Raw genomic sequence first — 23,497 nt, 5'->3', positions numbered from 1 at the left:
CGCGGCGCGGCGTTCCGGGACCTCCGGTCACTCCCGGGTGCAATACCGGTACAGTGGGCGGGCGTTAGCGATCTATTGGACGATCTGACTCCCCGAGGTATTCAACGTATGAATTTGCCAGCGCATCCCCCTGCTTTCATCGACACTGTCGGCGGCCACGTCCGTTCGGTTTCCGGCTCCACCCCCGACGCGTCCAGCCGGAAGAAGTTCTGGACCGGTCTGTCCCTGGCCACAATGGAGCAGTTCGCGGACAAGTGGGATGCCACCCGCAACGCCTACGCTAAAACCCGCCAGCAGGCGTACTTCTCCGCGGAATTCCTCATGGGCCGCGCCCTGCTGAACAACCTGACCAACCTGGGCCTTGTTGAGGACGCGGTCAAAGCCGCCGAGGCCAACGGCCACGATCTCCTCAACGTTCTCGAAGCCGAGCACGACGCGGCGCTGGGCAACGGCGGTCTGGGCCGTCTCGCCGCGTGCTTCCTCGACTCCGCCGTCACGCAGGATTACCCGGTCACCGGTTACGGCCTGCTCTACCGCTACGGCCTGTTCCGCCAGGAGATTGCCGACGGTTTCCAGAAGGAGCACCCGGACGCGTGGCGCGAGAGCTTCTACCCGTTCGCGGTCCGCCGCGGCACTCAGCAGCGCATCGTGAAATTTGACGACATGCACGTCCGCGCGATCCCCCACGACATGCCGATCACCGGCTACGGCACGGACAACGTGGGCACACTGCGTCTGTGGGACGCCTCCCCGATGGCCGAATTCGATTACGACGCATTCAACTCCCAGCGTTTCTCCGACGCGATCCTGGAGCGTGAGGCTGTCCACGACCTCACCCGCGTGCTGTACCCGAACGACACCACGTACGAGGGCAAGGTTCTGCGCGTGCGCCAGCAGTACTTCTTCGTCTCCGCTTCCCTGCAGGAGATGATCGACAACTACATCGCGCACCATGGCGAGGACCTGCGCGGCTTCGCCGAGTACAACTCCGTGCAGCTCAACGACACCCACCCGGTGCTCGGCATTCCGGAGCTCATGCGCCTGCTTCTCGACGACCACGGTATGACGTGGGAAGACGCTTGGGACGTGACTACCAAGACGTTCGCGTACACCAACCACACGGTGCTAGAAGAGGCGCTGGAGACCTGGGAAGAGTCCATCTTCAAGAAGCTGTTCTGGCGTATCTGGGAGATCGTGGAGGAGATTGACCGCCGCTACCGACTGGACATGGAGTCCCGCGGCATCGCCCCGGAGACGGCGCACCACTACTCCCCGGTGCACGACGGCAAGGTGCACATGGCCTGGATCGCCTGCTACGCCTCCTACTCCATCAACGGTGTCGCGGCGATCCACACCGACATCCTGAAGCGGGACACGTTGAGCTTCTGGCACGACTTGCACCCGGAGAAGTTCAACAACAAGACCAACGGCGTCACCCCGCGCCGCTGGCTGCGCATGTGCAACCCGCGCCTGTCCGGCCTGCTCGACCGGCTCGTCGGCTCCGACGAATGGGTCACCGACATGGACAAGCTCAAGGAGCTGCGCCGCTACGCCGAGGACGACGCGGTGATGGAGGAGCTGCGGGAGATCAAGGCGGCGAACAAGAAGGATTTCGCCGACTGGGTGCGCGTGCACGAGCATGTGGAGATCGACCCGGAGTCGGTCTACGACACGCAGATCAAGCGCCTCCACGAGTACAAGCGCCAGCTGCTCAACGCGCTCTACATCCTCGATTTGTACTTCCGCATCAAGGACGGCGAGACCGACATCCCCAAGCGCACTTTCATCTTCGGCGCCAAGGCGGCTCCGGGCTACGACCGCGCCAAGGCGATCATCAAGCTGATCAACGCCATCGGCGACCTGGTCAACAACGACGACGAGGCATCGAAGTACCTGCGGGTGGTCTTTATCGAGAACTACAACGTCTCTCCCGCCGAGCACATCATTCCGGCCACGGATGTCTCCGAGCAGATTTCCACGGCGGGCAAAGAGGCCTCCGGCACCTCCAACATGAAGTTCATGATGAACGGCGCGCTCACCCTCGGCACGATGGACGGCGCGAATGTGGAGATCGTTGATTCCGTCGGCGAGGACAACGCCTACATCTTCGGCGCCCGCGAGGAGGAGCTGCCGGAGCTGAAGAAGAACTACGACCCGAACGAGATCTACAAGAACAATCCGTCCATCAAGCGCGCGCTCGATGCGCTTATCGACGGCACTCTCGACGACAACCACACGGGCATCTTCTCCGACCTGCGTAATTCTCTGCTCGTCGACGGCGGCTGGAACACGCCGGACCCCTACTACGTCTTGGGCGATTTCGAGTCCTACAGGGAGACCCGCGACCGTATGGCCGCCGAGTACTACGCCGACCCGCTGCACTGGGCGCGCATGTGCTGGATCAACATCTGCGAGTCCGGCCGCTTCTCCTCCGACCGCACGATCCGCGATTACGCGGACGAGGTCTGGAAGATCAAGCCGACCCCGATCGCCGAGATTTAGGACGTAAACGCGGCGAAAACGGAATTGACGCGCTAGCCCAGCACCCGGGGCTAGCGCGTTTTCTACTTCCCGTTATTCAGGCAGAAATACGGGACGAGACCTGTGCATTGCTACCTTGCGCCAGCGATGAGCACGCGCCCCGTCGCGGTTTCTCGTTCGGCCACTTCAGCAGGGGTCCCATCGGCGATGATCCGTCCGCCGTCGGCACCTGCCCCCGGCCCCATCTCAATCACGCGGTCTGCCTGGGCGATGACCGATAGGCCGTGCTCGACCACGATCACGGTCTGGCCCGCGTCAACGAGCCCGTTCAGTTCGTTCACCAGCAACTCGGTATCGGCGGGATGCAAGCCGGTCGTCGGCTCGTCGAGCAGGTAGACCGTGTGGCCCCGGCGCGAATTGCGGGAGCGCTGGAGTTCGGTGGCGAGCTTGATGCGTTGTGCTTCGCCGCCTGAGAGTTCCGGTGCGCCCTGCCCCAGCTTCAGATACCCCAACCCGACTGCCTGCAGGGTCGCCACCGCGCGGCGAATCTTCGGCTCGTCGGCGAATACTTCCGCTGCTTCATCGACGGTCAACTGGAGGACATCGGCAATCGTGCGGCCTTCCCACGTGACCTCGAGCGTCTCGTCGTTATAGCGGGCGCCTCCGCAGTCCGGGCACGTGGTGTACGAACCAGGGAGGAAGACGAGCTCAACCTCGATCTTGCCCGCACCTCCGCAGGTGGGGCACTGCCCCTGCTTGACGTTGTAGGAAAAGCGCGAAACCGTCCACTTCCGCTTCTTCGACTCAGGGGTGGACGCGAAGAGCTTGCGGACGCCGTCGAAAAGCCCCGTGTAGGTCGCGAGCGTCGAGCGCGGCGTGCGGCCGATCGGCTTCTGGGTGATCTGCACGACGCGGCTCACAGCGTCGAACCCAGCGCGCTCATCGACGCTCCACTCCCCCGTCTCCTGCTCCCTGTCCTCGTCGTTCTCGGCGACGGCTGAGGCTGTTTCACGCAAGGCTCCTGCAAGAACGGTGCTCACCAGCGTGGACTTACCTGAACCGGATACACCGGCCACTGCCGTGAATTGGCCGAGACCGAAGTCGACATCGAGGCCATCAATGGACCGGGAACGGACCCCCTTGAGCGACAGGGTTCCCGCGGCATCGCGCGGGTCGTCGTTGAGCGAAAGCGTGCGGTTGTTCAGCGCACGCGCAGTCGGTGTGTCCGCCGCGTAGTCTTTTGTGGGCCCGGAGTAAACCACCTCGCCGCCTCGCTCGCCCGCGCGGGGACCGACATCAACGAGCCAGTCTGTCTGTGCCACGAGGTCCATGTCGTGCTCGACAAGAAGCACCGAGTTCCCCGCATTGATGAATCGGCGGCAAATATCCAGCACCGCTCCCCTCTCCGCCGGGTGCAGGCCTGCCGAGGGTTCGTCGAGCACATACGCCACACCGAATAGCCCCGAGCGCAGCTGTGCCGACAGACGGATGCGCTGCAGCTCCCCCGCCGACAAGGTGGGTGCGGGCCGGTCCAAGCTCAAGTGCGCCAAGCCGAGGTCCAGCGCGGATTGCAGGGCCGGAAGGATCTGCTTGAGCAGCAAGTCCTCCGCTGAGTTCTCCGCCGGTGTCTGCTCGGCCAGCACGGCGTGGACGTGCTCGAGGGGCAGGGCGCCGAGCTCGTCGATGGGCATTCCCGCATAGGTGACCTTGAGTGCCTCCGGGTTGAGGCGGCGGCCACCGCACGTCTCGCACGTGCGCGATTCCATGTAGGACAGGACGCGCTTGCGCAGCGTGTCCGACTGGGTCTCGGCCAGCGTGTTCGTCAGGTAACTCGCCACGGAGCGCCACGTGCCCTCGTAGTTGCGCTGGATCTGGTCCGCTCCCCGCAGGGGCTTGACGGTGACCACGGGGCGTTCATCGGTGAACAGGATCCAGTCGCGGTCCTTCTTCGGCAGGTCCTGCCACGGCGAGTCGAGGTCGTAACCGAGTGTTTGCAGGATGTCGTGGAAATTCTTCCCTGCCCACGCCCCAGGCCAGGCCTGGATCGCTCCGTCCTCGATGGACAGCGTCGGGTCCGGGATCATGGATTGTTCCGTCGGTTCATGGACCACACCGGTGCCCTGGCATTCCGGGCACATCCCCTCCGGCGTGTTGGGCGAGAAGGAGTCGGAGTACAACCCCTTCGGGTTGTCCCCGGAGCGGGAGTACAGCAGGCGGATGCTGTTGGACAGCGCCGAGACGGTGCCCACTGTGGAGCGCGCCCCGCCGCCGGAGGTGGACTGCTGCAACGCCACTGTCGGCGGGAGTCCCTCGATGTCGCCGACCTGTGGATCGACCGCGGAACCGATCAACCGGCGCGCGAACGGCGCCACCGATTCAAGGTAGCGCCGTTGCCCCTCGCCGTGGATGGTGCCGAAGGCGAGGGAAGATTTTCCGGAGCCGGACACCCCCGTCACTGCGACGAGCGTGCCGCGGGGAATGTCGACATCGACATCCCTCAGGTTGTGCAGGTGGGCATCCCTGACTTTGATTCCGTCGGAAGCTTCCGTTGTTTCAGGCATGCCCTCCAGCGTAACGAGAGCGGGCAGTTAGCGCGGGGCGCGCGTGTCCTCGCCCAACTGGTGCACGTGAATCATGTTCGTCGTGCCCGCGACCCCCGGCGGGGTGCCGGCGACCACGACCATCATGTCGCCTTCCTTGTACTTGTCCAGGTGCAGCAGCGCCTCGTCCACGACCTGCATCATCTGGTCGGTGTTGTCCACGTGCTGGCACAGGAAAGTCTCCGCGCCCCACGTCAACGCGAGCTGGGAACGCACCTCCTGGTTCGGCGTGAAGACGAGCAGCGGCAGGTGCGAGTGCAGGCGTGCCAGACGGCGCGCGGTCTCGCCGGAGCTGGTGAACGCCACCAGCGCGCGGGAGTTGAGGCGCTCAGCGATATCGCGTGCGGAGTACGAGATCACGCCACGCTTCGTGCGCGGAATGTGGTTCAGCGGCGGGACAGAGCCCATCGACTCCGCAACACGCACGATGCGGTCCATGGTGCGCACGACATTGTGCGGGTCCACGCCCACCGACGTCTCACCGGAGAGCATGACCGCGTCAGTGCCGTCGAGCACCGCGTTCGCCACATCGGAGGCCTCCGCGCGGGTCGGGCGCGAGTTGTCGATCATGGAATCGAGCATCTGCGTCGCCACGATCACCGGCTTGGCGTTCTCGCGCGCGATCTGGATCACGCGCTTTTGCACCAGCGGGACCTGCTCGAGAGCGATCTCCACGCCCAAGTCGCCGCGGGCGACCATCACTGCGTCGAAAGCCAGCACGATGGATTCGAGAGCATCGACTGCCTCCGGCTTCTCCAGCTTCGCGATCACCGGGACGCGGCGGCCTTTTTCATCCATGATCTCGTGCACGAGATCGACATCGGATGGGGAACGCACGAACGACAAGGCGATGAAGTCCACGCCCAGCTTCAGCGCGAAGCGCAGGTCCGCCTTGTCCTTCTCGGACAGCGCCGGCACGGAGATATCCATGCCCGGCAAGGAGACACCTTTGTTGTTGGACACAGGGCCGCCCTCGGTGACCTCGCAGACGACATCGCTGCCGTCCACGTCCTTGCAAACGAGGGCGACCTTCCCGTCGTCGACAAGCAGTCGGTCGCCCGGCTTCGCGTCCTGGGCGAGATTCTTGTACGTGGTGGACACGCGGTCGTGCGTTCCCTCCACGTCGTCGACGGTGATGCGGACGGTCTCACCCGTCTCCCAATACGTCTTGCCGTCGCCCTCGAAGCGGCCGAGGCGGATCTTCGGGCCCTGCAGGTCGGCGAGAATGCCGACCGCGTGCCCCGTCTCATCCGTCGCTTCGCGCACCCACTTGTAATTCTGTTCGTGATCCGGGTAATCACCGTGCGAGAAGTTCAGGCGAGCGACATCCATGCCGTCACGCACGAGTCCAAGGATTGCGTCCTTGCTGGCTACTGCAGGTCCGAGAGTGCAAACAATCTTGGTGCGTCTATCCACAGTTTCCTTCTTCTGGTCTGTGCGGCCCAGCCGTGGTTTCAGCTGGACCGGATAGGAATTGGCTACGCCGCCCACGCTACCGAAACACTATGGCTTTCGCCGTTGCTCCGCGTCTTCCGCGTCTTCCGTCTCCCCGTGCGGGTCGACCTCCTCCGGGGCTTCACGGCCGCGGCGCATGAGGAAGAACACGATCACGGAGGCGACGAAGATCACCGAGGAAACCACGAAGTTCACGCGGAGGCCGAAGATGGTGTTCGCGGCGTCGTCGCGCATGGTCTCCATGAAGATGCGGCCCAGCGTGTAGGAGGCGATGTAGAGGACGAACACGCGCCCGTGGCCGAGACGGAAACGGCGCTCAGCCCACAGCAGGAACGCGAACGCGGCGACATTCCAGATCATCTCGTACAGGAATGTCGGGTGGACACTGGTGACGATCTCCCCGGTTGAATGCCCGGTCAACGGAGCGAAATTCCCGTTCCCGTCGACGCGGTAGTAGATGTCCAGCGCCCACGGCACATCCGTCGGGCGGCCGTAGAGCTCCTGATTGAAATAGTTGCCCAACCGGCCGATCGCCTGCGCAAGAATGATCGTCGGGGCGACGGAGTCGGCGAACGGCGCTAGCGGCACCTTGCGGTACGCGAACAGCGCCCACACGCACAGCGTGCCGAGCGCCACCGCCCCCATGATGCCCAGCCCGCCGGCGGAAAAATTGAAGACCTGCCAGGGATCCTTGCCCGGCCCGAAGTAGCTGTCGTAGTCGGTGACCACGTGGTACGTGCGGCCGCCGATGATGCCGGCGGGAATAGCAACGATCGCCGCATCCCACACCATGTCCGTGTTGCCGCCGCGCGACTTGTAGCGCTTCAGCGTGAGCGTCATCGCAACGATGATGCCGGTGATGATGCACAGCGCATAGGCGCGGATCGGGATCGGCCCGATGTGCCACACGCCCTGCGGGGGCGACGGGATATTAGCCAGAATCTCAGTTACCACGCAGAACAGTTTGCCCGATACAGCCCGTCGTTGGCGACAGCGCACGCGGAAAGCCTGCGGCCCCGTCGAGACCTGCGCGGTGGGGCAGTTAACGCGACGGGCAGGCCGGGTGCTGGCCCGCGGCGACCAGGCGGCGGGTGGCCGCAGTGACATTCGTGCTCGTCATCACGGCTTCACCGGCGAGCACGGCATCCGCCCCGATGGAGGCGGCGGAGATCAGGTCGCGGGCGTTGCGCACGCCGCCGAGACTGATGCGCAGAACACTTTCCGGCAGGCCGGGTTCGATTTCCCCGAAAGCCTCGCGGTTCAAGTCGTTGGTGTCGAATGTCCACGAGTTAACGCCGATCACCGATGCGCCCGCGCGCAGCGCACGGTCCGCCTCCTCCACGGTACGCACCTCCGCCATGCCGACCATGCCGAGGGATTCCACGCGGTCGAGCAGGCTTTCAAGGCGCGCCTGCTCCAAAAGGCCCACCTGCAACGGCACCATGTCGGCGCCGTAGCAGCGGGCCTCGTGAATCTGATAAGGGTCGACGATCACATCGCGGCACACCATCGGAAGACTGGTGGCCGTGCGCGCCTTCTCCATGTCCTCAAGAGAGCCGTCGAAACGCAGGCGTTCCGTCTGGCACGCAATCAGCGCGGCACCTCCCGCCTCGATTTCCGTGGCGAGCTGCGCCATCGAGTCGATCACCCCCGTCGGGCCGAAGACGGGCGAGGTGCGTTTGATCTCCACGATCACCCCGCAACCTGGACCGAGGAGGGCGGCGCGCACGTCCCTCGTGTCGGGCATGTTGCGCGAGCGGGCCTTGATCTCCTTGAAAGGGATATTCGCTTCACGCGCGGCGACGTCCGCCAGCACCCCCGCGACAACGGGATTGAGTGTCGCGTCGGTGACCAGCTGCCGTTTCCCCTGCACCGCGGTCATGCATATGAGGTTATCCGCTAAAGTCCTGTCCACGAAATCAACCGGCGTTTCGGGGCCAGATCGAACTGGGAGGTCAATTCGAGTCCTTTTGTGAAGAACGATCCGCGGTATCTGTCGGATCCATGTCCGCGTCGATGGCATCCCACAGCACACGGCCGGAATCCGGCTCGGAAGCCAGGTCCTGCTCAATCTTCTCGCGGCGCTGCGATGCCTTCTCGTATTTATTCACTGTCGCGGTGTCGCGGCCGGGACGCACAGCCAAGATCAGGCCGCCCGCTAAGGCGACGAGCGCTCCCAGCACTGCACCCGCCGGACCGAGCACAGAGACATCGATGCCGGAGATATCCGCCCACTCCGGGATCGCCGCCTGCCCCTCAGTGCTTCCGATCGTGGTCTCCTCCCCGCCGAGCGTGAGCAGAGCTTTGGCGCGCGCTGGATCCGGGGACCCGACCAACAGCATCACCGGCGGGATGAGGACCGCGGCGGAGGCGACAGCGCCCACAGCACCGACGATGCGGCGCCCCCAACGCCGCAGCGCCAAGCCCGCGATCGTGGCGGCGAGCAGCAGCAGGACCACAGCGGTGACCTCCGTCGACCACGTCGCACCGTTGACGGCCACCTCACCGCTGCCGGTCCGGTCGTCGGTGTAGCTCACCGTCATCCATCTCGCGCGCGATGCCAACCACAGCACCAGCGCACCGGCACCCATCAGCAGTGCACCGAGGCGCGAGGTGCGCTTGCTGGTGCGCGTCTCTGTTTCGGTCTGTGACGCCGTCCCTGTCATCGCTGTCCTTCCTGCGGAGCCAGCAGCAGGTCGTTGTCGAAGCAAGTGCGATCGCCGGTGTGGCAGGCCCCTCCACGCTGCTCGACTTTCACGAGCACCGTGTCGCCGTCGCAGTCGAGGCGCACCTCGGTGACCCGCTGGGTATTGCCGCTCGTGAGACCTTTCACCCAGTACTCGGCGCGCGAACGGGAGAAATAGGTGCCCCGGCGCGTGGCCAGGGTGTAGGCCAGCGCATGTTCATCCATCCACGCCATCATGAGCACTTCGCCGGTGCCGGCCGCCTGCACGACGGCGGGCACGAGACCCGCGTCGTTGAAGCGGATGCGATCCCGGACCGCGCTATCGAGCTGCGCGTCCTCGGGACGCAGAGGTTCGTTGTTTCCGGTGCTCACTAGAGGCTCACCTCGCAGCCGGCGTCGGCAAGCGCCTGCTTGACCTCGCCAATGCCCACTTCGCGGAAGTGGAAGATCGACGCTGCGAGCACAGCATCCGCGCCGGCCTTCACCGCGGGCGGGAAATGCTCGGCCGTTCCTGCGCCGCCGGACGCGATCACCGGAATCGACACCGCCTCGCGCACGCGCTCGATGAGCTCGATGTCGAAGCCTTCCTTCGTGCCGTCGCCGTCCATGGAATTGAGAAGGATCTCCCCCACCCCGAGCTTCTCGCCCGTCTTCGCCCACTCCACAGCGTCGAGCTCAGCCGAGCGGGTGCCGCCGTGGGTGGTCACCTCGAAACCGGACGGCTGCGGTGTGCCCCCTTCGGGCACGCGGCGGGCATCGACGGACAGCACGATGCACTGTGCGCCGAAGATCTGCGAAAGCTCCCGGAGCAACTCCGGCCGCGCGATCGCAGCAGTGTTGACAGAAACCTTGTCCGCGCCGGCGCGCAGCAGCTCGCGCACATCCTCCTCGGTGCGCACGCCGCCTCCCACGGTGAGCGGGATGAAGACCTGGTCGGCGGTGCGGCGCACGACGTCGAGCATCGTGCCGCGCCCCTGCTTGGAGGCTGTCACGTCCAAGAACGTCAGCTCGTCGGCGCCCTGCTCGCCGTAGTGCTTCGCCAGCTCCACGGGGTCGCCAGCATCGCGGAGATTCTCAAAATTGACACCCTTGACCACTCTGCCGTTGTCCACGTCCAGGCACGGAATGACCCTGGTTGCTACGGCCACTGCCCCATCACTTCCTTCCGGCTTCGCGCTGAATGGACTTCATGGTACGCAGGACCGACGCATGCACATCGGCGGACCCCGCAATGACTCCGAGGGACCCCAACGCCCACGGCTCGCCGTCCACATCCGTGACGACGGCACCGGCGCAGCGCGCCAACAGCACACCGGAGGCGTTATCCCAGGGGAAGGGCGAAAAGCTCACCGCAGCCTCGTAAATGCCCTGCGCGACGAAGGCCAGGTCCAACCCCACCGAACCGCTGATCCGCGGGCGCATGTTGGAGTACTCCAGCGCCTTGATCAGCTTCAGCCGGCTGTCCGGCGGCACTCGGCTCGTGTCGTCGGTGCCCACTGTTCCGACACCGACTTGGTTGCTCACCGGCGCCGCTTCGTCGAGACGCGGAAGCTGCGTTCCGTTGAGCGTGACGCACGAACCCTCGACAGCGGTCAGGCGCATGTTCAGCATGGGAACGTCCGTGACGGACACGACCGGCTGGCCGTCGACCACGAGAGAGATCAGCACAGCGCAATTCGGGTTTCCGGAGGAGAAATTCGCGGTGCCGTCGATCGGGTCGACGACCCACAAGGCTTCCCCGGAATTCCGGCCGCCCTTTTCCTCACCGAGAACAGGTATGCCGGTGGATTCGGTGAGGTGCGCACGTAGAGAGGCCTCAATCTGCAGGTCGACTTCTGTTGCGAAGTCGTTGGCCCCCTTGTACATCGCCGGTGCCGCACCGATGCCCTCGACAAACTGCCGGTGCGCGATATCCGCGGCCTCCTCGGCGACTGCGAGGAACCTGTTCAACTCGTCCGGTTGCATCGCCGCTTACTCGTCTCCCGGGGCGGCTGCAGTCTCCAGGGCCTCGCGCAGCGTGAAGCGCTTCTCATACAGCGCCTTCCCCACGATGACGCTGTCGATTCCTTCGTCAGCGAAGCGCGCGATCTCGGCAATATCGGAAAGCGAGGACACGCCGCCCGATGCCGTGACGGCCGCGTCGGTGGCGGCGGAGACCTCGCGCAACAGATCCAGATTCGGTCCGGCCAGGGTGCCGTCCTTGCTCACATCCGTGACCACGAAGCGCGCGCACCCGGCGGAATCGAAGAATTCAAGGACCTCCCACAGGTCCCCACCATCGGAGGTCCAGCCACGGCCCTTGGTGCGCCACTGACCGTCCTCCTCGCGCACCGCGATGTCGACAGCGATCGCCTCGCCGTGCTTCGCGATGGCCTCCGCCGCCCAATCCGGGTCCTCCAAAGCCGCCGTACCAATGTTCACGCGCTTCGCCCCTGTCGCCAGCGCGCGATCCAGCGAGGCGTCGTCGCGGATGCCGCCGGTGAGCTCGACGTTGATGGACAACTCACGGGTGATCTGCGCCATCATTTCATGGTTCGAGCCGCGCCCAAAAGCCGCGTCCAGGTCGACGAAGTGCAGCCACTGCGCGCCAGCTTCCTGCCACTGCAGCGCCGCCTGGAGCGGCGAACCGTAATTCTTCTCCGTGCCGGCTTCCCCCTGGTCAAGGCGGACAGCCTGGCCGTCGACGACGTCTACTGCGGGCAGAACAGTGAAACTCATATCCGCAGTCTAATGGAGATGACCTACCCAGTTCCGCAATAACGTCAACCCGGCGTCACCGGATTTCTCCGGGTGGAATTGCGTGGCCCACAACGGCCCGTTCTCCACCGCCGCGACAAAGCGCGAGTTACCGTGCGTGGACCAGGACACCTTCGGCGCGGCGATGAAGTCGTCCGCCTCCATCTCCCAGCTCTGCACGCCATAGGAGTGGACGAAGTAGAACCGCGTGTCAGCATCCAGTCCGGCGAACATCTCGGATCCGTCCGCCACATCGACGGTGTTCCAGCCCATGTGCGGGAGAACAGGGGCATCGAGCTTATCGACGACCCCCGGCCACTCCCCGCAGCCTTCCGACTCAATGCCGTGCTCGACGCCCTTATCGAACATGACCTGCAGTCCGACGCAGATGCCCAGTACCGGCCGGTCGCCCGCCAGGCGCTGCCCGATCAGGCGCGGCCCGGAGACCGCGCGCAGCCCGCGCATGCAGGCGTCGTACGCGCCGACCCCTGGCACCACCAGGCCATCGGCCTCCACGGCGATCATCGGATCCCGCGTCACCACCACGTCTGCACCGACATGCTCGAGTGCGCGCTGCGCCGAACGGAGATTGCCGGCACCGTAATCCAGTAGGGCCACCACGTTGCTCATGCCACGGAAGTTTAGCGCTGGCTAGCGGCGCAGGCGACGCCGCCCCACCGCCCAATCGGCTGTGGTCATGACGATGCCGGCGATGACCACCGCACCGGAGGCGGCGAAAGCGCCCGCGGCACCGAGACCGGCGATCATGCCGCCGAACAAGAAAGAACCGACGCCTTGGCCGCCGTCGAAGCCGACGTTCCACACGGCGGAAGCGTGGCTGACCTTGGACTGAGGCAGGCGGTAGAACATGCTGAGCAGAGACTCGTTCTGCACCGCACCGAAGCCGGCGCCGAAGAAGATAGCGGAGACGACCAGCCACACCGGGTGGGCGCCGGCGGCCAGGCAGGCGGCGAAGCCGAACATGCCGATGGCGGCCGCGACCTGGAACGGAATCATCAGTGTGCCGGGCTCGCCGCGGCGGTCGGCGATGACTCCGGTGAAGATGCGCGCCGACATGACGGCGAGGTTGATCACGGCCAGGATCAGACCGCCGAGCGCAGTGCCGGAGGTGATGCCGACCCCGCGGATGGCGTCCGGCAGGAAATTGGCGATCAGGCTGTACGCCATCGCCGCGATGGCCAAGGCCAGAGTCGGCACGAGCACGAGCTTCCAGGTCGGGGCTGACACGGCGCCGCTGGTCACGGCATCGGGTTGGGCGCCCTTCAGTGGCGGGATTCCCGCACAGGCCAAGCCACCGATCGCTGCGACCACCAAGGCGATGACCCAGACGGGGCCATAGCCGAAACGCTCGGCGACAAACAACCCCAACGGCAGGGCGACCATCTGGGCTGACCCACTCGAGGCGCCGAAGACACCCGAGGCTTTGCCGAGGAACTTGCGCGGCACGAGCTCTGCGATGATGGCCGCTTCGGCGACCGTCATGGCACCGAAGCCGACACCACGCAGCACACTCACTCCGAGCACAACCGCCGGGTCCATGTTCCAGATGAACGCCAACGCCGGGACACCGAGCAGCACCGCCGAGAACGCAATCGCGGAGCGGTAGCTGAAACGGCGCAAAAGCCGAGGCATGAACACCTGCGTGAGCACCGTCGCCGCCATGAACACGCCTGTCGACGCACCCGCCAGCGCGTGGGAACCGCCCGCATCCAGCACAGCCACCGGAACGACCGGCAGCAACAGCGCCCACGAACCGAAAGCGGCGGCAACAGCCACCAATGTCGGAATGAAGCCAGATGCCTCCCAGACCGAGTTGACCTCGGCCGCGGAGCTGGACTGACCAGTCCCTTGCGGGGAACCCACGGTGAAAACCCTCCTAGAACTCACATCGACTGCACAAACAAAAAAGGAACCGGACGGTTCCAACAAGAAAAATCAGGCCACACCAGCAGCGAACAATCACAGCTGGAAACAGCCCGAAAAATCAGCGTTGTCCGGCGGGCCGGATAACGCTGACGTCGATAAGCGCGTTTTTAAAGCGCGCCCTTGGTAGAGGGTACGCCTTTCACACGCGGGTCGATTTCGTAAGCCTGACGCAAGGCGCGCGCGACGGCCTTGTACTCGGCTTCCGTGATGTGGTGCGGGTCGCGGCCGTAGCGGACGTTGACGTGGAGGGTGATTCGCGCGTTGTACGCCAAGGTCTCGAAGAAGTGGCGGTTGATGACCGTGGCGTAGTGGCCGCCGATGATCTGCCATTCCATGTTCTCCGGCTCACCATTCATGATGAAGTACGGGCGGTTGGAGATGTCCACGACGGCTTCGACGAGCGTTTCGTCCATCGGCAGGGACATGGAGCCGAAGCGGCGGATGCCCATCTTGTCCCCCACCGCATCCATGAGCGCCCAGCCGAGCGTGATCGCCGTGTCCTCGACGGTGTGGTGCGCGTCGATGTAAGTGTCGCCCTTGGCCGCGACCTTCAGGTCGAAACTGCCGTGGGTGCCGAATGCGGTGAGCATGTGGTCGAAAAACGGAAGGCCCGTGTCCACCTCGACGTTTCCGGTGCCGTCGAGGTTGATCTCCACGGTGATGTCAGACTCGCTGGTGGTGCGGGTCGCGGTGCCGATCCGGTCAGCCATGGTTAGTTCCCTTCCTCTTCGCCGCGCACAGCTTCGGCTGCGGCGAGGAACGCGTCGTTTTCTTCATCTAACCCGATTGTGACACGCAAATGTCCACCCACGCCGACATCGCGGATGAGCACACCGCGGTCGAGGAATTTCTGCCAGGCGGCGTGCGCGTCCTCGAAGTCGCCGAAGAACAGGAAATTCGATTCGCTGGGCACGACTTTGTACCCGAGCTCAAGGAGCACCGCCTGCACCCTTTCGCGCTCGGAAGCGAGCTTATCGACGTTGCACAGCGTCTCCTCCGCGTGCCGCAGCGCCACCCGCGCGGCGGCCTGGGACAGGACAGAAAGGTGGTACGGCAACCGCACCAGCATGACCGCCTCGATGAAGGCGGGGGCGGCGACGAAATAGCCGAGACGTCCACCGGCGAAATCGAATGCCTTGGACATGGTGCGCGAGACGACGAGCTTGTCGGCGTACGCGTCCAGCAGTCCCACTGCGGACGGACTCGGCGAGAACTCCGCATAGGCCTCGTCCACGATGACGATTCCGGGGGCGGCCTGGATGATGCGCTCGATGTCCGCGAGTTCGGTGACATCGCCGGTCGGGTTGTTCGGGGTGGTGATGAAGACGACATCGGGCTTCCTCTCTTCGATCGCAGAGAGGGCCGCGTCCATGTCGATGCGGAAATCCACCCCGCGCGGGACACCGATGAATTCGGTCTGCGTGCCAGAGGACAAGATCGGGTGCATGGAATAGCTCGGCACGAAGCCCATCGCCGAGCGCCCCGGGCCACCGAATGCCTGGAGGAGCTGCTGCAGCACCTCGTTGGAGCCGTTGGCTGCCCACACCTGGTCGCGGGTGACGGCCACGCCGGTCTGCCGGGAGACATAGGCGGCGAGGTCGTCGCGGAGCTCCACCGCGTCGCGCTCCGGGTAGCGGTTCAGGCCGGTTGCCACACGCCGGACTTCCTCGACCAGATCGCCGATCAGCTCCTCCGAGGGCGGGTACGGGTTCTCGTTCGTGTTCAGCGCCACCGGCACGCTCAACTGCGGCGCCCCGTACGGGGATTTGCCGCGCAGCTCCTCGCGCAGCGGAAGATCGGACAAGGACGGTTGGGGCTGGTCAGTCATTAATTCTCCTCGTTATTCCCTGGTGTATCCGCGTCTGCCGCGTTGGCGGTGCGCGCTTTGATCGCTTCGCCGTGGGCGGGCAGCTGCTCGTCGGTGGCGAGAGTGATGATGCGGGGACCGACCTCAGCCAGCGCCGGTTCGTCATATTCGATGATGTTCACCGGCCGCAGGAAAGTGTGGGTGGACAGACCCGGGGTGAAACGCGCCGTGCCTGAGGTGGGAAGGACGTGGTTGGAGCCCGCGATGTAGTCCCCCAGCGGAACCGGGGAGAACGGGCCGACGAAGATCGCACCTGCATGAGTGATCCGACGGGCGGTGCCGGCGGCGTCGCGGGTGTGGATTTCCAGGTGCTCGGCGGCGTACGCGTTGGCCACAGCGATACCTGCTTCCAGGTCGTCCACCAGCACGATGCCGGACTGGTCCCCGCCGAGGGCTGTGCCCGCGCGCTCGGCGTTCAGGGTGGCAGCGGCACGAATGTCGATCTCCTTGTCCACTGCCGAGGCGAGCTCCGCTGAATCCGTGATCAGGACCGAAGCAGCATTCTCGTCGTGCTCGGCCTGGGAAATCAGGTCCACAGCAACGAGGACGGGATCGGCGGTGCCGTCCGCGAGCACCGCGATTTCGGATGGGCCTGCTTCCGCGTCGATGCCCACGATGCCGTTGACCACGCGCTTCGCCGCCGCCACGAAGACATTCCCCGGGCCTGTGACCATGTCGACCGGTTCGAGCCCCGCGGCGTCGTCGCCGTACGCCATGAGCCCCACGGCCTGGGCACCGCCGACAGCCCAGACTTCGTCGACGCCGAGCATCGCGCACGCAGCGAGAATCGTCGGGTGCGGCCAGCCGCCGTTCTCCGCCTGGGGCGGGCTGCACACGACGAGGCTGGAGGCACCTGCTTCCTGCGCCGGAATGGCGTTCATGAGCACCGACGACGGATAAACCGCCTTCCCGCCGGGGACATAGAGCCCCACGCGCTCAACCGGGAGGAAGACTTCCGTGACCGCCGCACCGGGAGCGAGCTCCGTGGTGTGCTCCCCCGGCTTCTGTTCCGAGTGGACAGCGCGGATGCGCGTGATCGCCTCCTCCAGCGCGCTGCGCAGATCCTCGTCGAGCTCCTCCGCACAGCGGGAAATGACCTCATTGGGAACTCGGACAGAACCGGGACGGACAGAATCGAATTTCTCGCCGTAATCCAGCGCCGCAGATGCGCCGTGATGCTTCACGTCCTCGATAATCGGAGTGACGGTGGGGACCACCGACGCGACATCCATGCCGCCGCGGGGCAGAATCCGCCGCAGCTCCGAAGTCGAAGGTGTGCGGCCGCGAAGATCAGTGACTTTCAGCATGGCGCTCATCATATGCGCCGCCAGAGTCTCCCGGGCCAAGTCCCGGAGAAACTGCGAGTCCGAGCCAGTACGCCAGCGCCGCCACGAACGGTCCCGCCAGCCACGCTGCCCCCGGCCGCAGGAGAGGGACGAAGGTGAGCGTCTCCCCTTCTTTCAAATCGTGGGGGTCGGGCACGCCGTTGAGCATGTCGGCCGACCAAGTGCCGAGAACATAAAGGGTCCAGCTGGAAAAAGCGGCGACCGCCACCGCGAAAAGCATGCGCCAAGCGTTGGCGCGCCTTACTGCAGTGGCGAATGCGGTCAGCCCGATGAAGAGTCCGAGCAGTGCCGTGAGCCCGGTGAAACCGGCGAACGAAATGAACTCGACGTTCTCCGGGTTCGCCGCCGGATCGATTCGTGCGGCGCCGCCTTCAACCGTGGCGGTGTAGCCGGGCCGGGTCAGTCCCCATAAAGCACCGGCGACCGCGCCGACGCTGCCTCCAAGCGCAACAATCCCCGCGCCCCAGCCGAACGGCCGGGTAGAACGCGGGGACCTGCTTAGTTGCACACCTTCCACTGCTTGCCCTCACGCTGGAAGCGCTGGACACCAGACTCGGTCTGACCGTTGGAGTTTACGGTCACATTGGCGGAGGCGGTATCGCCGTTCACGCGGACGTCGCTAAGCTGCGCCTGCGTCTGCGGAACCGGCGGAATCGGGCGACCTGCGGCCTTAGCTGCGTCGATAGCCTGCTGCATCTCGCGCTCCGTCTGGTCCAGGGAGGTTCCCTGGCTGGCGAGCTCCTGGTTGGTCTGATCCACAACCTTCTTGCAGGAGTTGTCCATGATCACGCGGGACCAAGAAACGAGATCCTTCGGGTTGTAGATCTTGTTCATGGTGTCGGTCATGGCCTTGATGTCGGCCTCGCTGGCCGCCTGGCCGCCCTCGACCGGCTTGACCTCGGCGGTGGGCAGAGTGCCGTCCTCGAACGGGTTGACCACGCCGGCCGCACCCTCGTTCGGCACACCCTGGGCCTGCGGATCATCCGGGTTGGCCTGGTCCGCGGATTTCTGGTCCTTCTTGGCCGCCTCGTCCTTTTTGTCCTTGTCGTCCTTCTTCTCGTCGGAAGCCTTGCCTGCATCAGGTGCGACAGTGACCACGTTGGTTTCCGTAGCCAGCCCCGATGCAGTGTTCTCTTCCTCGTTGGAACCGCAGGCAGCGAGTGTCAAAGGTGCCACGAGTGCCACTGCCGCAATCGCCTTCTTCGAAGCGATGGTCAACGTCATAAAAGAAGTCTCCTCCAACTGTTCCGTTATCCAGAGCCCTCTTTGAAAACGACAATCTGGGCCACGTGATGCTCAGGCACTAAGCCACCGCGCCGAGTGACGAGTGACGCAGGAACATCTTTGATAACGCAAATTACTTTGTGCTGCTTTCAGTGCACATCAAATCATAACAATCCCCTTGACGCGGCCATCAATTCCAGGACGTTGAACATGCCATGAACTCGCTGTGAAAAAGCCGGGGAGCTGGGTGTACCCTTTTTAGCCATGCAGTTGTCCCGCCCGGTCATCGCGCGCGCCGCCGTTGAGATCCTGGGCGCCTACGGCCTCGCCGATGTGTCCATGCGCCGGGTCGCGGGTTCCCTGGGTGTCGCTCCCGGTGCCTTGTACTGGCACATCGACAGCAAGCAGGCGCTCATCGCGGCGATGGCCGAAGAAATCATCGCTCCCGTCCTGGCTGTGAGGCACGACGGCCCGAAAGCTTTCTGCTCCGCTCTCCGCAGAGCCTTGCTCGCGCACACCGACGGCGCCGACGTGGTCTCCACCGCCGCCGCCCAACCAGACTCTCCTGTCTTCCCCGACCTCATGTCCGGCCTTCGTGCCGCGTTCGACGGGAACGCCTCTGACGCGGCGGCAGCCGGGCTTCTGTATCTCACGTTAGGGGCGGCGAACATGCACCAGGCCGGAGCACAGTTGCAGCAATTAACAGCAGGTGAAACGAATATTCCGCACGGTTCCGCCGAGGCTGTGGATGAGGCAGTGGACCTCCTTCTCGCCGGGCTGCGCGCGGGCTGACGCTAGGCAGGTCGCTGACCCCGTTATCTATTAACATCGGGTCTCATGACAAATCCGAGTGCGCACGAGCAGACCATCCAGGTGTGGCCTGGATCCTCCTACCCTCTGGGATCCACTTACGACGGTGCCGGCACCAACTTCGCCATTTTCTCCAATGTCGCCGAGAAAGTGGAACTCTGCCTGATCGACCGCGAAGAAAATGAGATCCGCGTGAACCTCGAAGAGGTGGACAACCACGTCTGGCACGCCTACCTTCCAGGCGTTCTGCCGGGCCAGCGCTACGGCTACCGCGTCCACGGACCGTGGGACCCGGCGAACGGCAAGCGCTGCGACCCCTCCAAACTGCTGGTCGACCCGTACGCGCGCGCTTTTGACGGCGAGTTCGACGGGCATTCGTCGCTCTTTTCCTATGACATCCACGCCGAGGAGCCGGGTACCGGCCGCAATGAAGAGGACTCTCTCGGGCACACGATGAAGTCGGTGGTGATCAATCCGTTCTTCGATTGGGGCGACGACCGCGCTCCGCGCATCCCGGAGAACGACGCGATCATTTACGAGCTGCATGTCAAGGGCATGACGCAGCTGCACCCGGATGTCCCGGACGAGCTCCGCGGCACCTACGCAGGACTGGCGCACCCGAGCGTCATTTCCTACCTGCAGGATCTCGGCGTGACCTCGGTGGAGCTCATGCCGGTCCACCAGTTCCTGCAGGATGATCGCCTGCGCGATCTGGGTCTGCGCAACTACTGGGGCTACAACACCTTCGGGTTCTTCGCCCCGCACCAGGATTACGCGGCGAGCAAGAAACCGGGCGATGCCGTCGCCGAGTTCAAGGGCATGGTCCGCGCCTACCACGAGGCGGGCATGGAGGTCATCCTCGACGTGGTGTACAACCACACGGCCGAGGGCAACCACCTGGGCCCGACCATCGCTTTCCGCGGTATCGACAACGAGGCGTACTACCGGCTTGTCGACGACAACCGGTTCCACTACATGGACTACACCGGTACCGGAAACTCGCTCAATGTCCGCGACCCGCACTCCCTGCAGCTGATCATGGATTCCCTGCGCTACTGGGTCTCTGAGATGCGCGTGGACGGATTCCGTTTCGACCTGGCTTCCACCTTGGCCCGCGAGTTCTCCGACGTGGACCGCCTGGCCACCTTCTTCGACCTCGTGCAGCAGGACCCGGTCGTCTCCCAGGTCAAACTCATCGCCGAGCCGTGGGATGTGGGCGAGAACGGCTACCAGGTGGGTAATTTCCCGCCGCTGTGGAGCGAGTGGAACGGCAAGTACCGCGACACCGTTCGCGACTTCTGGCGCGGCGAACCTGCCACGCTGGGTGAGTTCGCCTCCCGCCTGACGGGTTCGTCAGACCTGTACAACCACAACGGCCGCCGTCCCACGGCGTCCATCAACTTCATCACCGCGCACGACGGGTTCACCCTCAACGACCTGGTCAGTTACAACGAGAAACACAATGAAGCAAACCAGGAGGACGGCCGCGACGGCGAGAGCCACAACCGCTCCTGGAATTGCGGTGTGGAGGGACCGACTGATGACCCGGAGGTCCAGACTCTGCGTGCGCAGCAGCGCCGCAACTTCCTGACCACACTGCTGCTGTCCCTGGGCACCCCGATGATCGCGCACGGCGACGAGTTCGCCCGCACGCAGGGCGGAAACAACAACGTTTACTGCCAGGACAACGAAACATCCTGGATGAACTGGGACCGCCTGGAGGTGGGCGACGATCTCCACGATTTCACCCGCCGGCTGATCGCGATCCGTAAGAACCACCCGGTGTTCCGCCGCCGCCGCTTCTTGGCTGGCGGCCCGCTGGGCACGGACGCCCAGGACCGCGATGTCGCGTGGCTGACCCCGGACGGCAAGATGATGACGCAGGACGACTGGGACTTCGCCTTCGGCAAGGCATTGCAAGCCTATGTCAACGGCAGCCAGATCGCGGAGCCTGATTCCCGCGGCCAGCAGGTCACGGATGACTCATTCCTGCTGATGTTCAACGCTTTCCACGAAGACATCGAATTCACCCTGCCGCCGAAGAACCTCGGCGCGAAGTGGGAGGTTCTCATCGACACCACCGAGCCGTTGGGGCACCCGGCCGAGACCGAGGAGATCGCGGCTGACGGCACCAAGAATGTGCCCGCACGCTCCACGATTGTGCTGCGCCAGATCGAACCGCCGATTTTCGACGACACCGCTGAAACGGCCGACACGGAAACGCAGAGTGAAGCGGCGCACGACGATACACCCCAGGGCGGCGCAGCGAAGGAAGCGGAGGCGTAGAACGTAGATGATTAGTGCTCACGGAGCCAGGGTTCTGGTCACCGAGACCGCACTGGAGATTCACCCCGATCCACTCGAAGCGGCGTTGACCGGCAGCTCGGAGCCCACGGTCATCACGCTGGGGGACGTCACGGAGGTGAACGTGCTGCCCGGCGACGACTGGGATGGGGCACGCGTCGTGGTCGCCGCCGACGGCGGCGAAAGAGCCATCCGGTTTGCACCGGGCGATGAGAAAGGCCCGGAACAGCTGCGGACCATCGTTGAGGCCGCACGGTCAGGCAAGAAGATCAGTACCGACGGCATCCCCGCATTCAGTTTCGTCGCCTTCGACGTGGAGACGGCGAACCAGTTCTGGGGTTCGGTCTGCCAGATGGGCCTGGTGCGCGTCATCGACGGGGAGATCACCGAGCGGGCATCGTGGCTGTGCCGGCCGCCTGAGGGACACGACCACTTCGACGATTTCAACGTGGAATTTCACGGCATCACGGCCGACGCGGTCGCTGACGAGCCGAGAGTCGGCGAGCTGGTCGGGCGGTTCAAGGAGTTCGTCGGTGACCTCCCAGTCGTCGCTCACAACGCATATTTCGACGCCTCCGCGCTGCGTTACGCGGCGCTCGAGTCGGGTCAGCCGGCACCGGAGATCACGTTCGCGTGCACACTGGCCCAGTCGCGCGCGGCGGATCTCGGCGTGGCCAACCACCGTCTACCTACCGTGGCCGAGCACTTCGGGGTGTCGCTGGAGAACCACCATGATGCCTGCGCGGACGCCGAGGCGTGCGCTGGCGTGATGGTGGCACTGGCACGCCGCGCTGAGCACACCGGAACGGTGGCCGAGTACGTGCACTCCACCGGCTTCGCGATGGGCTCGGTCGGACAGGGGCGTGTCACTCCTGTTCTCAAGGACCTCTCCGGCGCCCAGACTGCGCTGCAGGTCGCTGCCACCGCCGACAGTAAAGACACCGCCAACGACGGCGCGTCGAAACGCGGTCCGGCGCCCTGGCAGTCGGTGGCCACCCCGGACACCATTCCGGAACCGGCAGTCGACGCCGATCCGGATTCGCCGCTCTACGAGCAGAATGTCACCCTCACCGGCGAGTTCGAGCCCTTCGACAAGGGACAGCTGTGGGACGGTATCGCCGCCCGCGGTGGCCAGGTGGGCAAGAACGTCACAAAGAAAACGACGATCCTCGTCGTGGGGGAATGGGCGAGCATGACGTCGAAGGAGAAGCGCGCCCGCGAGCTGATGGACAAGGGCCAGGACATCGAGATCTGGCCGGCGGAGAAGCTGCTCGGCATTCTCGGACTGGATGAGGAGCCGCCGTTTTAGGCGTTGGACGGAACCTTCTGGGCACGGACGCAGTCTAAGTATTCATGAAGACTGCTCTGCATCCCGCGCCCGCTGGCACCGCTATCCACGCTCCAATCCCCGATTCCACGCCCGCACCGTCCCCGAAGCTCACCGCCCCGGGGCCGGTGGCATCCCTGCACGCGATCCCGGCACCACGTTCCCTGACTGTGAAAGCGAAGAACTGGGCTAGCCCGGGCACCTCCACGTCACCGGCCTACATCTCCCTCTCCCGGGACCACGTGGCCGTGCTGAAGTCTCCGGACGGGCGCTTGCTCACACCGATTGACCTGGGACGTATGGAGCTCAGCACCCAGCAGGCGTGGGACACCGCGGCGGACACCCTCCTGCGCACGCAGATCGGTCAGATTGAATTCACCGTGCGCAACGCCTCTTTCGCGTTGGGCGACATCGCGCCGCGCGGCCTCGAGGTGCAGGGAACCTCGCATCCCGCGGCTGCCTGGCTGGCTCACCCGCGGACGTTCAAGGTGCTTCACGCCCATTTCACGGAAATCCTCTCCCCGGCCAAAGGCCTTGTGTTTTTCAGCCGCGATCACGAGGAGCTCTTCGTCTTCGACGCACACGCGGCGGATGTCCGTCTGATCTTCCCGGACGCGGCGGTGATGACGTACTCCTTGGGCTTCCCCGTCAGCCCATCTGTGCCGCACCAGCGCTCAAAAGCACAGAAAGTCAAAGACCGGTGAAAGCTCACTT

General features: G+C 64.7%; 21 protein-coding genes. 5 read left to right on the top strand and 16 right to left on the bottom strand.

The features are described 5' to 3' along the window. The first annotated feature begins 108 nt into the window (after positions 1 to 108). Complete coding sequence (locus QYR03_RS00695; RefSeq protein ID WP_301712243.1) at positions 109 to 2,502, top strand: glycogen/starch/alpha-glucan phosphorylase; 2,394 nt, start codon at positions 109 to 111, stop codon at positions 2,500 to 2,502. 110 nt (positions 2,503 to 2,612) lie between these two features. Here QYR03_RS00695 and QYR03_RS00690 read toward each other — a convergent pair whose 3' ends face one another. The 16 genes from QYR03_RS00690 to QYR03_RS00615 all read right to left on the bottom strand — a co-directional run bounded on the left by QYR03_RS00690 (position 2,613) and on the right by QYR03_RS00615 (position 18,342). Next, positions 2,613 to 5,042, bottom strand: coding sequence for an excinuclease ABC subunit UvrA (locus QYR03_RS00690; protein WP_301712242.1), 2,430 nt, complete (start codon positions 5,040 to 5,042; stop codon positions 2,613 to 2,615). Between the two features lie 27 nt (positions 5,043 to 5,069). Continuing rightward, positions 5,070 to 6,497: a pyruvate kinase gene (pyk, locus tag QYR03_RS00685; protein ID WP_301712241.1), complete on the bottom strand. Its 1,428-nt coding sequence runs from the start codon at positions 6,495 to 6,497 to the stop codon at positions 5,070 to 5,072. 87 nt (positions 6,498 to 6,584) lie between these two features. Continuing rightward, positions 6,585 to 7,490 (bottom strand): prolipoprotein diacylglyceryl transferase, encoded by a 906-nt coding sequence (gene lgt / locus QYR03_RS00680; RefSeq protein ID WP_259848748.1) that lies wholly within the window; start codon positions 7,488 to 7,490, stop codon positions 6,585 to 6,587. A gap of 88 nt (positions 7,491 to 7,578) precedes the next feature. Further along, on the bottom strand, positions 7,579 to 8,418 hold the full coding sequence (locus QYR03_RS00675; RefSeq protein ID WP_301712240.1) for an indole-3-glycerol-phosphate synthase: 840 nt from the start codon (positions 8,416 to 8,418) through the stop codon (positions 7,579 to 7,581). Positions 8,419 to 8,491: 73 nt separating this feature from the next. Further along, positions 8,492 to 9,202 (bottom strand): TIGR02234 family membrane protein, encoded by a 711-nt coding sequence (locus QYR03_RS00670; RefSeq protein WP_301712239.1) that lies wholly within the window; start codon positions 9,200 to 9,202, stop codon positions 8,492 to 8,494. Beyond that, positions 9,199 to 9,570, bottom strand: coding sequence for a phosphoribosyl-AMP cyclohydrolase (gene hisI, locus QYR03_RS00665; protein ID WP_259848915.1), 372 nt, complete (start codon positions 9,568 to 9,570; stop codon positions 9,199 to 9,201). Before hisI ends, QYR03_RS00670 begins: the two co-directional genes overlap by 4 nt. Positions 9,571 to 9,593: 23 nt before the next feature. After that, positions 9,594 to 10,370: an imidazole glycerol phosphate synthase subunit HisF gene (gene hisF / locus QYR03_RS00660; RefSeq protein ID WP_301712238.1), complete on the bottom strand. Its 777-nt coding sequence runs from the start codon at positions 10,368 to 10,370 to the stop codon at positions 9,594 to 9,596. Between the two features lie 7 nt (positions 10,371 to 10,377). Continuing rightward, positions 10,378 to 11,187 (bottom strand): inositol monophosphatase family protein, encoded by an 810-nt coding sequence (locus QYR03_RS00655; protein WP_259848752.1) that lies wholly within the window; start codon positions 11,185 to 11,187, stop codon positions 10,378 to 10,380. 6 nt (positions 11,188 to 11,193) lie between these two features. Then, positions 11,194 to 11,940, bottom strand: a complete 747-nt coding sequence (gene priA, locus QYR03_RS00650; RefSeq protein ID WP_301712237.1) for a bifunctional 1-(5-phosphoribosyl)-5-((5-phosphoribosylamino)methylideneamino)imidazole-4-carboxamide isomerase/phosphoribosylanthranilate isomerase PriA — start codon at positions 11,938 to 11,940, stop codon at positions 11,194 to 11,196. A gap of 9 nt (positions 11,941 to 11,949) precedes the next feature. Continuing rightward, on the bottom strand, positions 11,950 to 12,588 hold the full coding sequence (gene hisH, locus QYR03_RS00645; RefSeq protein ID WP_301712236.1) for an imidazole glycerol phosphate synthase subunit HisH: 639 nt from the start codon (positions 12,586 to 12,588) through the stop codon (positions 11,950 to 11,952). Between the two features lie 21 nt (positions 12,589 to 12,609). Continuing rightward, a complete protein-coding gene (locus tag QYR03_RS00640; protein WP_301712235.1) occupies positions 12,610 to 13,842 on the bottom strand; it encodes an MFS transporter in 1,233 nt (410 codons plus the stop codon). A 170-nt stretch (positions 13,843 to 14,012) separates the two neighbouring features. Beyond that, positions 14,013 to 14,615 carry an imidazoleglycerol-phosphate dehydratase HisB gene (hisB, locus tag QYR03_RS00635; RefSeq protein ID WP_301712234.1) on the bottom strand — a complete coding sequence of 201 codons (603 nt, stop codon included), beginning with the start codon at positions 14,613 to 14,615 and terminating at the stop codon, positions 14,013 to 14,015. A gap of 2 nt (positions 14,616 to 14,617) precedes the next feature. Further along, positions 14,618 to 15,733: a histidinol-phosphate transaminase gene (locus tag QYR03_RS00630; RefSeq protein WP_301712233.1), complete on the bottom strand. Its 1,116-nt coding sequence runs from the start codon at positions 15,731 to 15,733 to the stop codon at positions 14,618 to 14,620. Then, positions 15,733 to 17,079, bottom strand: a complete 1,347-nt coding sequence (hisD, locus tag QYR03_RS00625) for a histidinol dehydrogenase (RefSeq protein ID WP_301712232.1) — start codon at positions 17,077 to 17,079, stop codon at positions 15,733 to 15,735. Before hisD ends, QYR03_RS00630 begins: the two co-directional genes overlap by 1 nt. Then, on the bottom strand, positions 17,063 to 17,626 hold the full coding sequence (locus QYR03_RS00620; protein WP_301712231.1) for a hypothetical protein: 564 nt from the start codon (positions 17,624 to 17,626) through the stop codon (positions 17,063 to 17,065). The genes hisD and QYR03_RS00620 overlap by 17 nt, the downstream gene beginning before the upstream one ends. Beyond that, positions 17,617 to 18,342 (bottom strand): hypothetical protein, encoded by a 726-nt coding sequence (locus QYR03_RS00615; RefSeq protein ID WP_259848760.1) that lies wholly within the window; start codon positions 18,340 to 18,342, stop codon positions 17,617 to 17,619. Before QYR03_RS00615 ends, QYR03_RS00620 begins: the two co-directional genes overlap by 10 nt. Positions 18,343 to 18,606: 264 nt before the next feature. Here QYR03_RS00615 and QYR03_RS00610 point away from each other — a divergent pair, with 264 nt between their 5' ends. The 4 genes from QYR03_RS00610 to QYR03_RS00595 are packed head-to-tail and all read left to right on the top strand — an operon-like array spanning position 18,607 to position 23,487. Next, the gene (locus tag QYR03_RS00610) at positions 18,607 to 19,134 is read left to right on the top strand and encodes a TetR family transcriptional regulator (protein ID WP_301712230.1); all 528 of its coding nucleotides are present in this window, start codon (positions 18,607 to 18,609) and stop codon (positions 19,132 to 19,134) included. Positions 19,135 to 19,179: 45 nt separating this feature from the next. Beyond that, on the top strand, positions 19,180 to 21,438 hold the full coding sequence (gene glgX, locus QYR03_RS00605; RefSeq protein WP_301712229.1) for a glycogen debranching protein GlgX: 2,259 nt from the start codon (positions 19,180 to 19,182) through the stop codon (positions 21,436 to 21,438). A gap of 7 nt (positions 21,439 to 21,445) precedes the next feature. After that, on the top strand, positions 21,446 to 22,765 hold the full coding sequence (locus QYR03_RS00600) for an exonuclease domain-containing protein (protein WP_301712228.1): 1,320 nt from the start codon (positions 21,446 to 21,448) through the stop codon (positions 22,763 to 22,765). A gap of 44 nt (positions 22,766 to 22,809) precedes the next feature. Beyond that, positions 22,810 to 23,487: a hypothetical protein gene (locus QYR03_RS00595; RefSeq protein ID WP_259848764.1), complete on the top strand. Its 678-nt coding sequence runs from the start codon at positions 22,810 to 22,812 to the stop codon at positions 23,485 to 23,487. Positions 23,488 to 23,497 lie beyond the last annotated feature (10 nt).

Source organism: Corynebacterium sp. P4-C1, assembly GCF_030503595.1.
GTDB lineage: Bacteria > Actinomycetota > Actinomycetes > Mycobacteriales > Mycobacteriaceae > Corynebacterium.
This window is presented reverse-complemented; position numbering and strand designations above follow the sequence as displayed.

Coding starts and splice junctions, on each gene's coding strand:
- QYR03_RS00695 (WP_301712243.1), top strand. CDS start 109: ATGAATTTGCCAGCGCATCCCCCTGCTTTCATCGACACTGTCGGCGGC.
- QYR03_RS00690 (WP_301712242.1), bottom strand. CDS start 5,042: ATGCCTGAAACAACGGAAGCTTCCGACGGAATCAAAGTCAGGGATGCC.
- QYR03_RS00675 (WP_301712240.1), bottom strand. CDS start 8,418: ATGACCGCGGTGCAGGGGAAACGGCAGCTGGTCACCGACGCGACACTC.
- QYR03_RS00670 (WP_301712239.1), bottom strand. CDS start 9,202: ATGACAGGGACGGCGTCACAGACCGAAACAGAGACGCGCACCAGCAAG.
- QYR03_RS00655 (WP_259848752.1), bottom strand. CDS start 11,187: ATGCAACCGGACGAGTTGAACAGGTTCCTCGCAGTCGCCGAGGAGGCC.
- priA (WP_301712237.1), bottom strand. CDS start 11,940: ATGAGTTTCACTGTTCTGCCCGCAGTAGACGTCGTCGACGGCCAGGCT.
- hisH (WP_301712236.1), bottom strand. CDS start 12,588: ATGAGCAACGTGGTGGCCCTACTGGATTACGGTGCCGGCAATCTCCGT.
- hisB (WP_301712234.1), bottom strand. CDS start 14,615: ATGGCTGACCGGATCGGCACCGCGACCCGCACCACCAGCGAGTCTGAC.
- QYR03_RS00630 (WP_301712233.1), bottom strand. CDS start 15,733: ATGACTGACCAGCCCCAACCGTCCTTGTCCGATCTTCCGCTGCGCGAG.
- hisD (WP_301712232.1), bottom strand. CDS start 17,079: ATGCTGAAAGTCACTGATCTTCGCGGCCGCACACCTTCGACTTCGGAG.
- QYR03_RS00615 (WP_259848760.1), bottom strand. CDS start 18,342: ATGACGTTGACCATCGCTTCGAAGAAGGCGATTGCGGCAGTGGCACTC.
- QYR03_RS00610 (WP_301712230.1), top strand. CDS start 18,607: ATGCAGTTGTCCCGCCCGGTCATCGCGCGCGCCGCCGTTGAGATCCTG.
- glgX (WP_301712229.1), top strand. CDS start 19,180: ATGACAAATCCGAGTGCGCACGAGCAGACCATCCAGGTGTGGCCTGGA.
- QYR03_RS00600 (WP_301712228.1), top strand. CDS start 21,446: ATGATTAGTGCTCACGGAGCCAGGGTTCTGGTCACCGAGACCGCACTG.
- QYR03_RS00595 (WP_259848764.1), top strand. CDS start 22,810: ATGAAGACTGCTCTGCATCCCGCGCCCGCTGGCACCGCTATCCACGCT.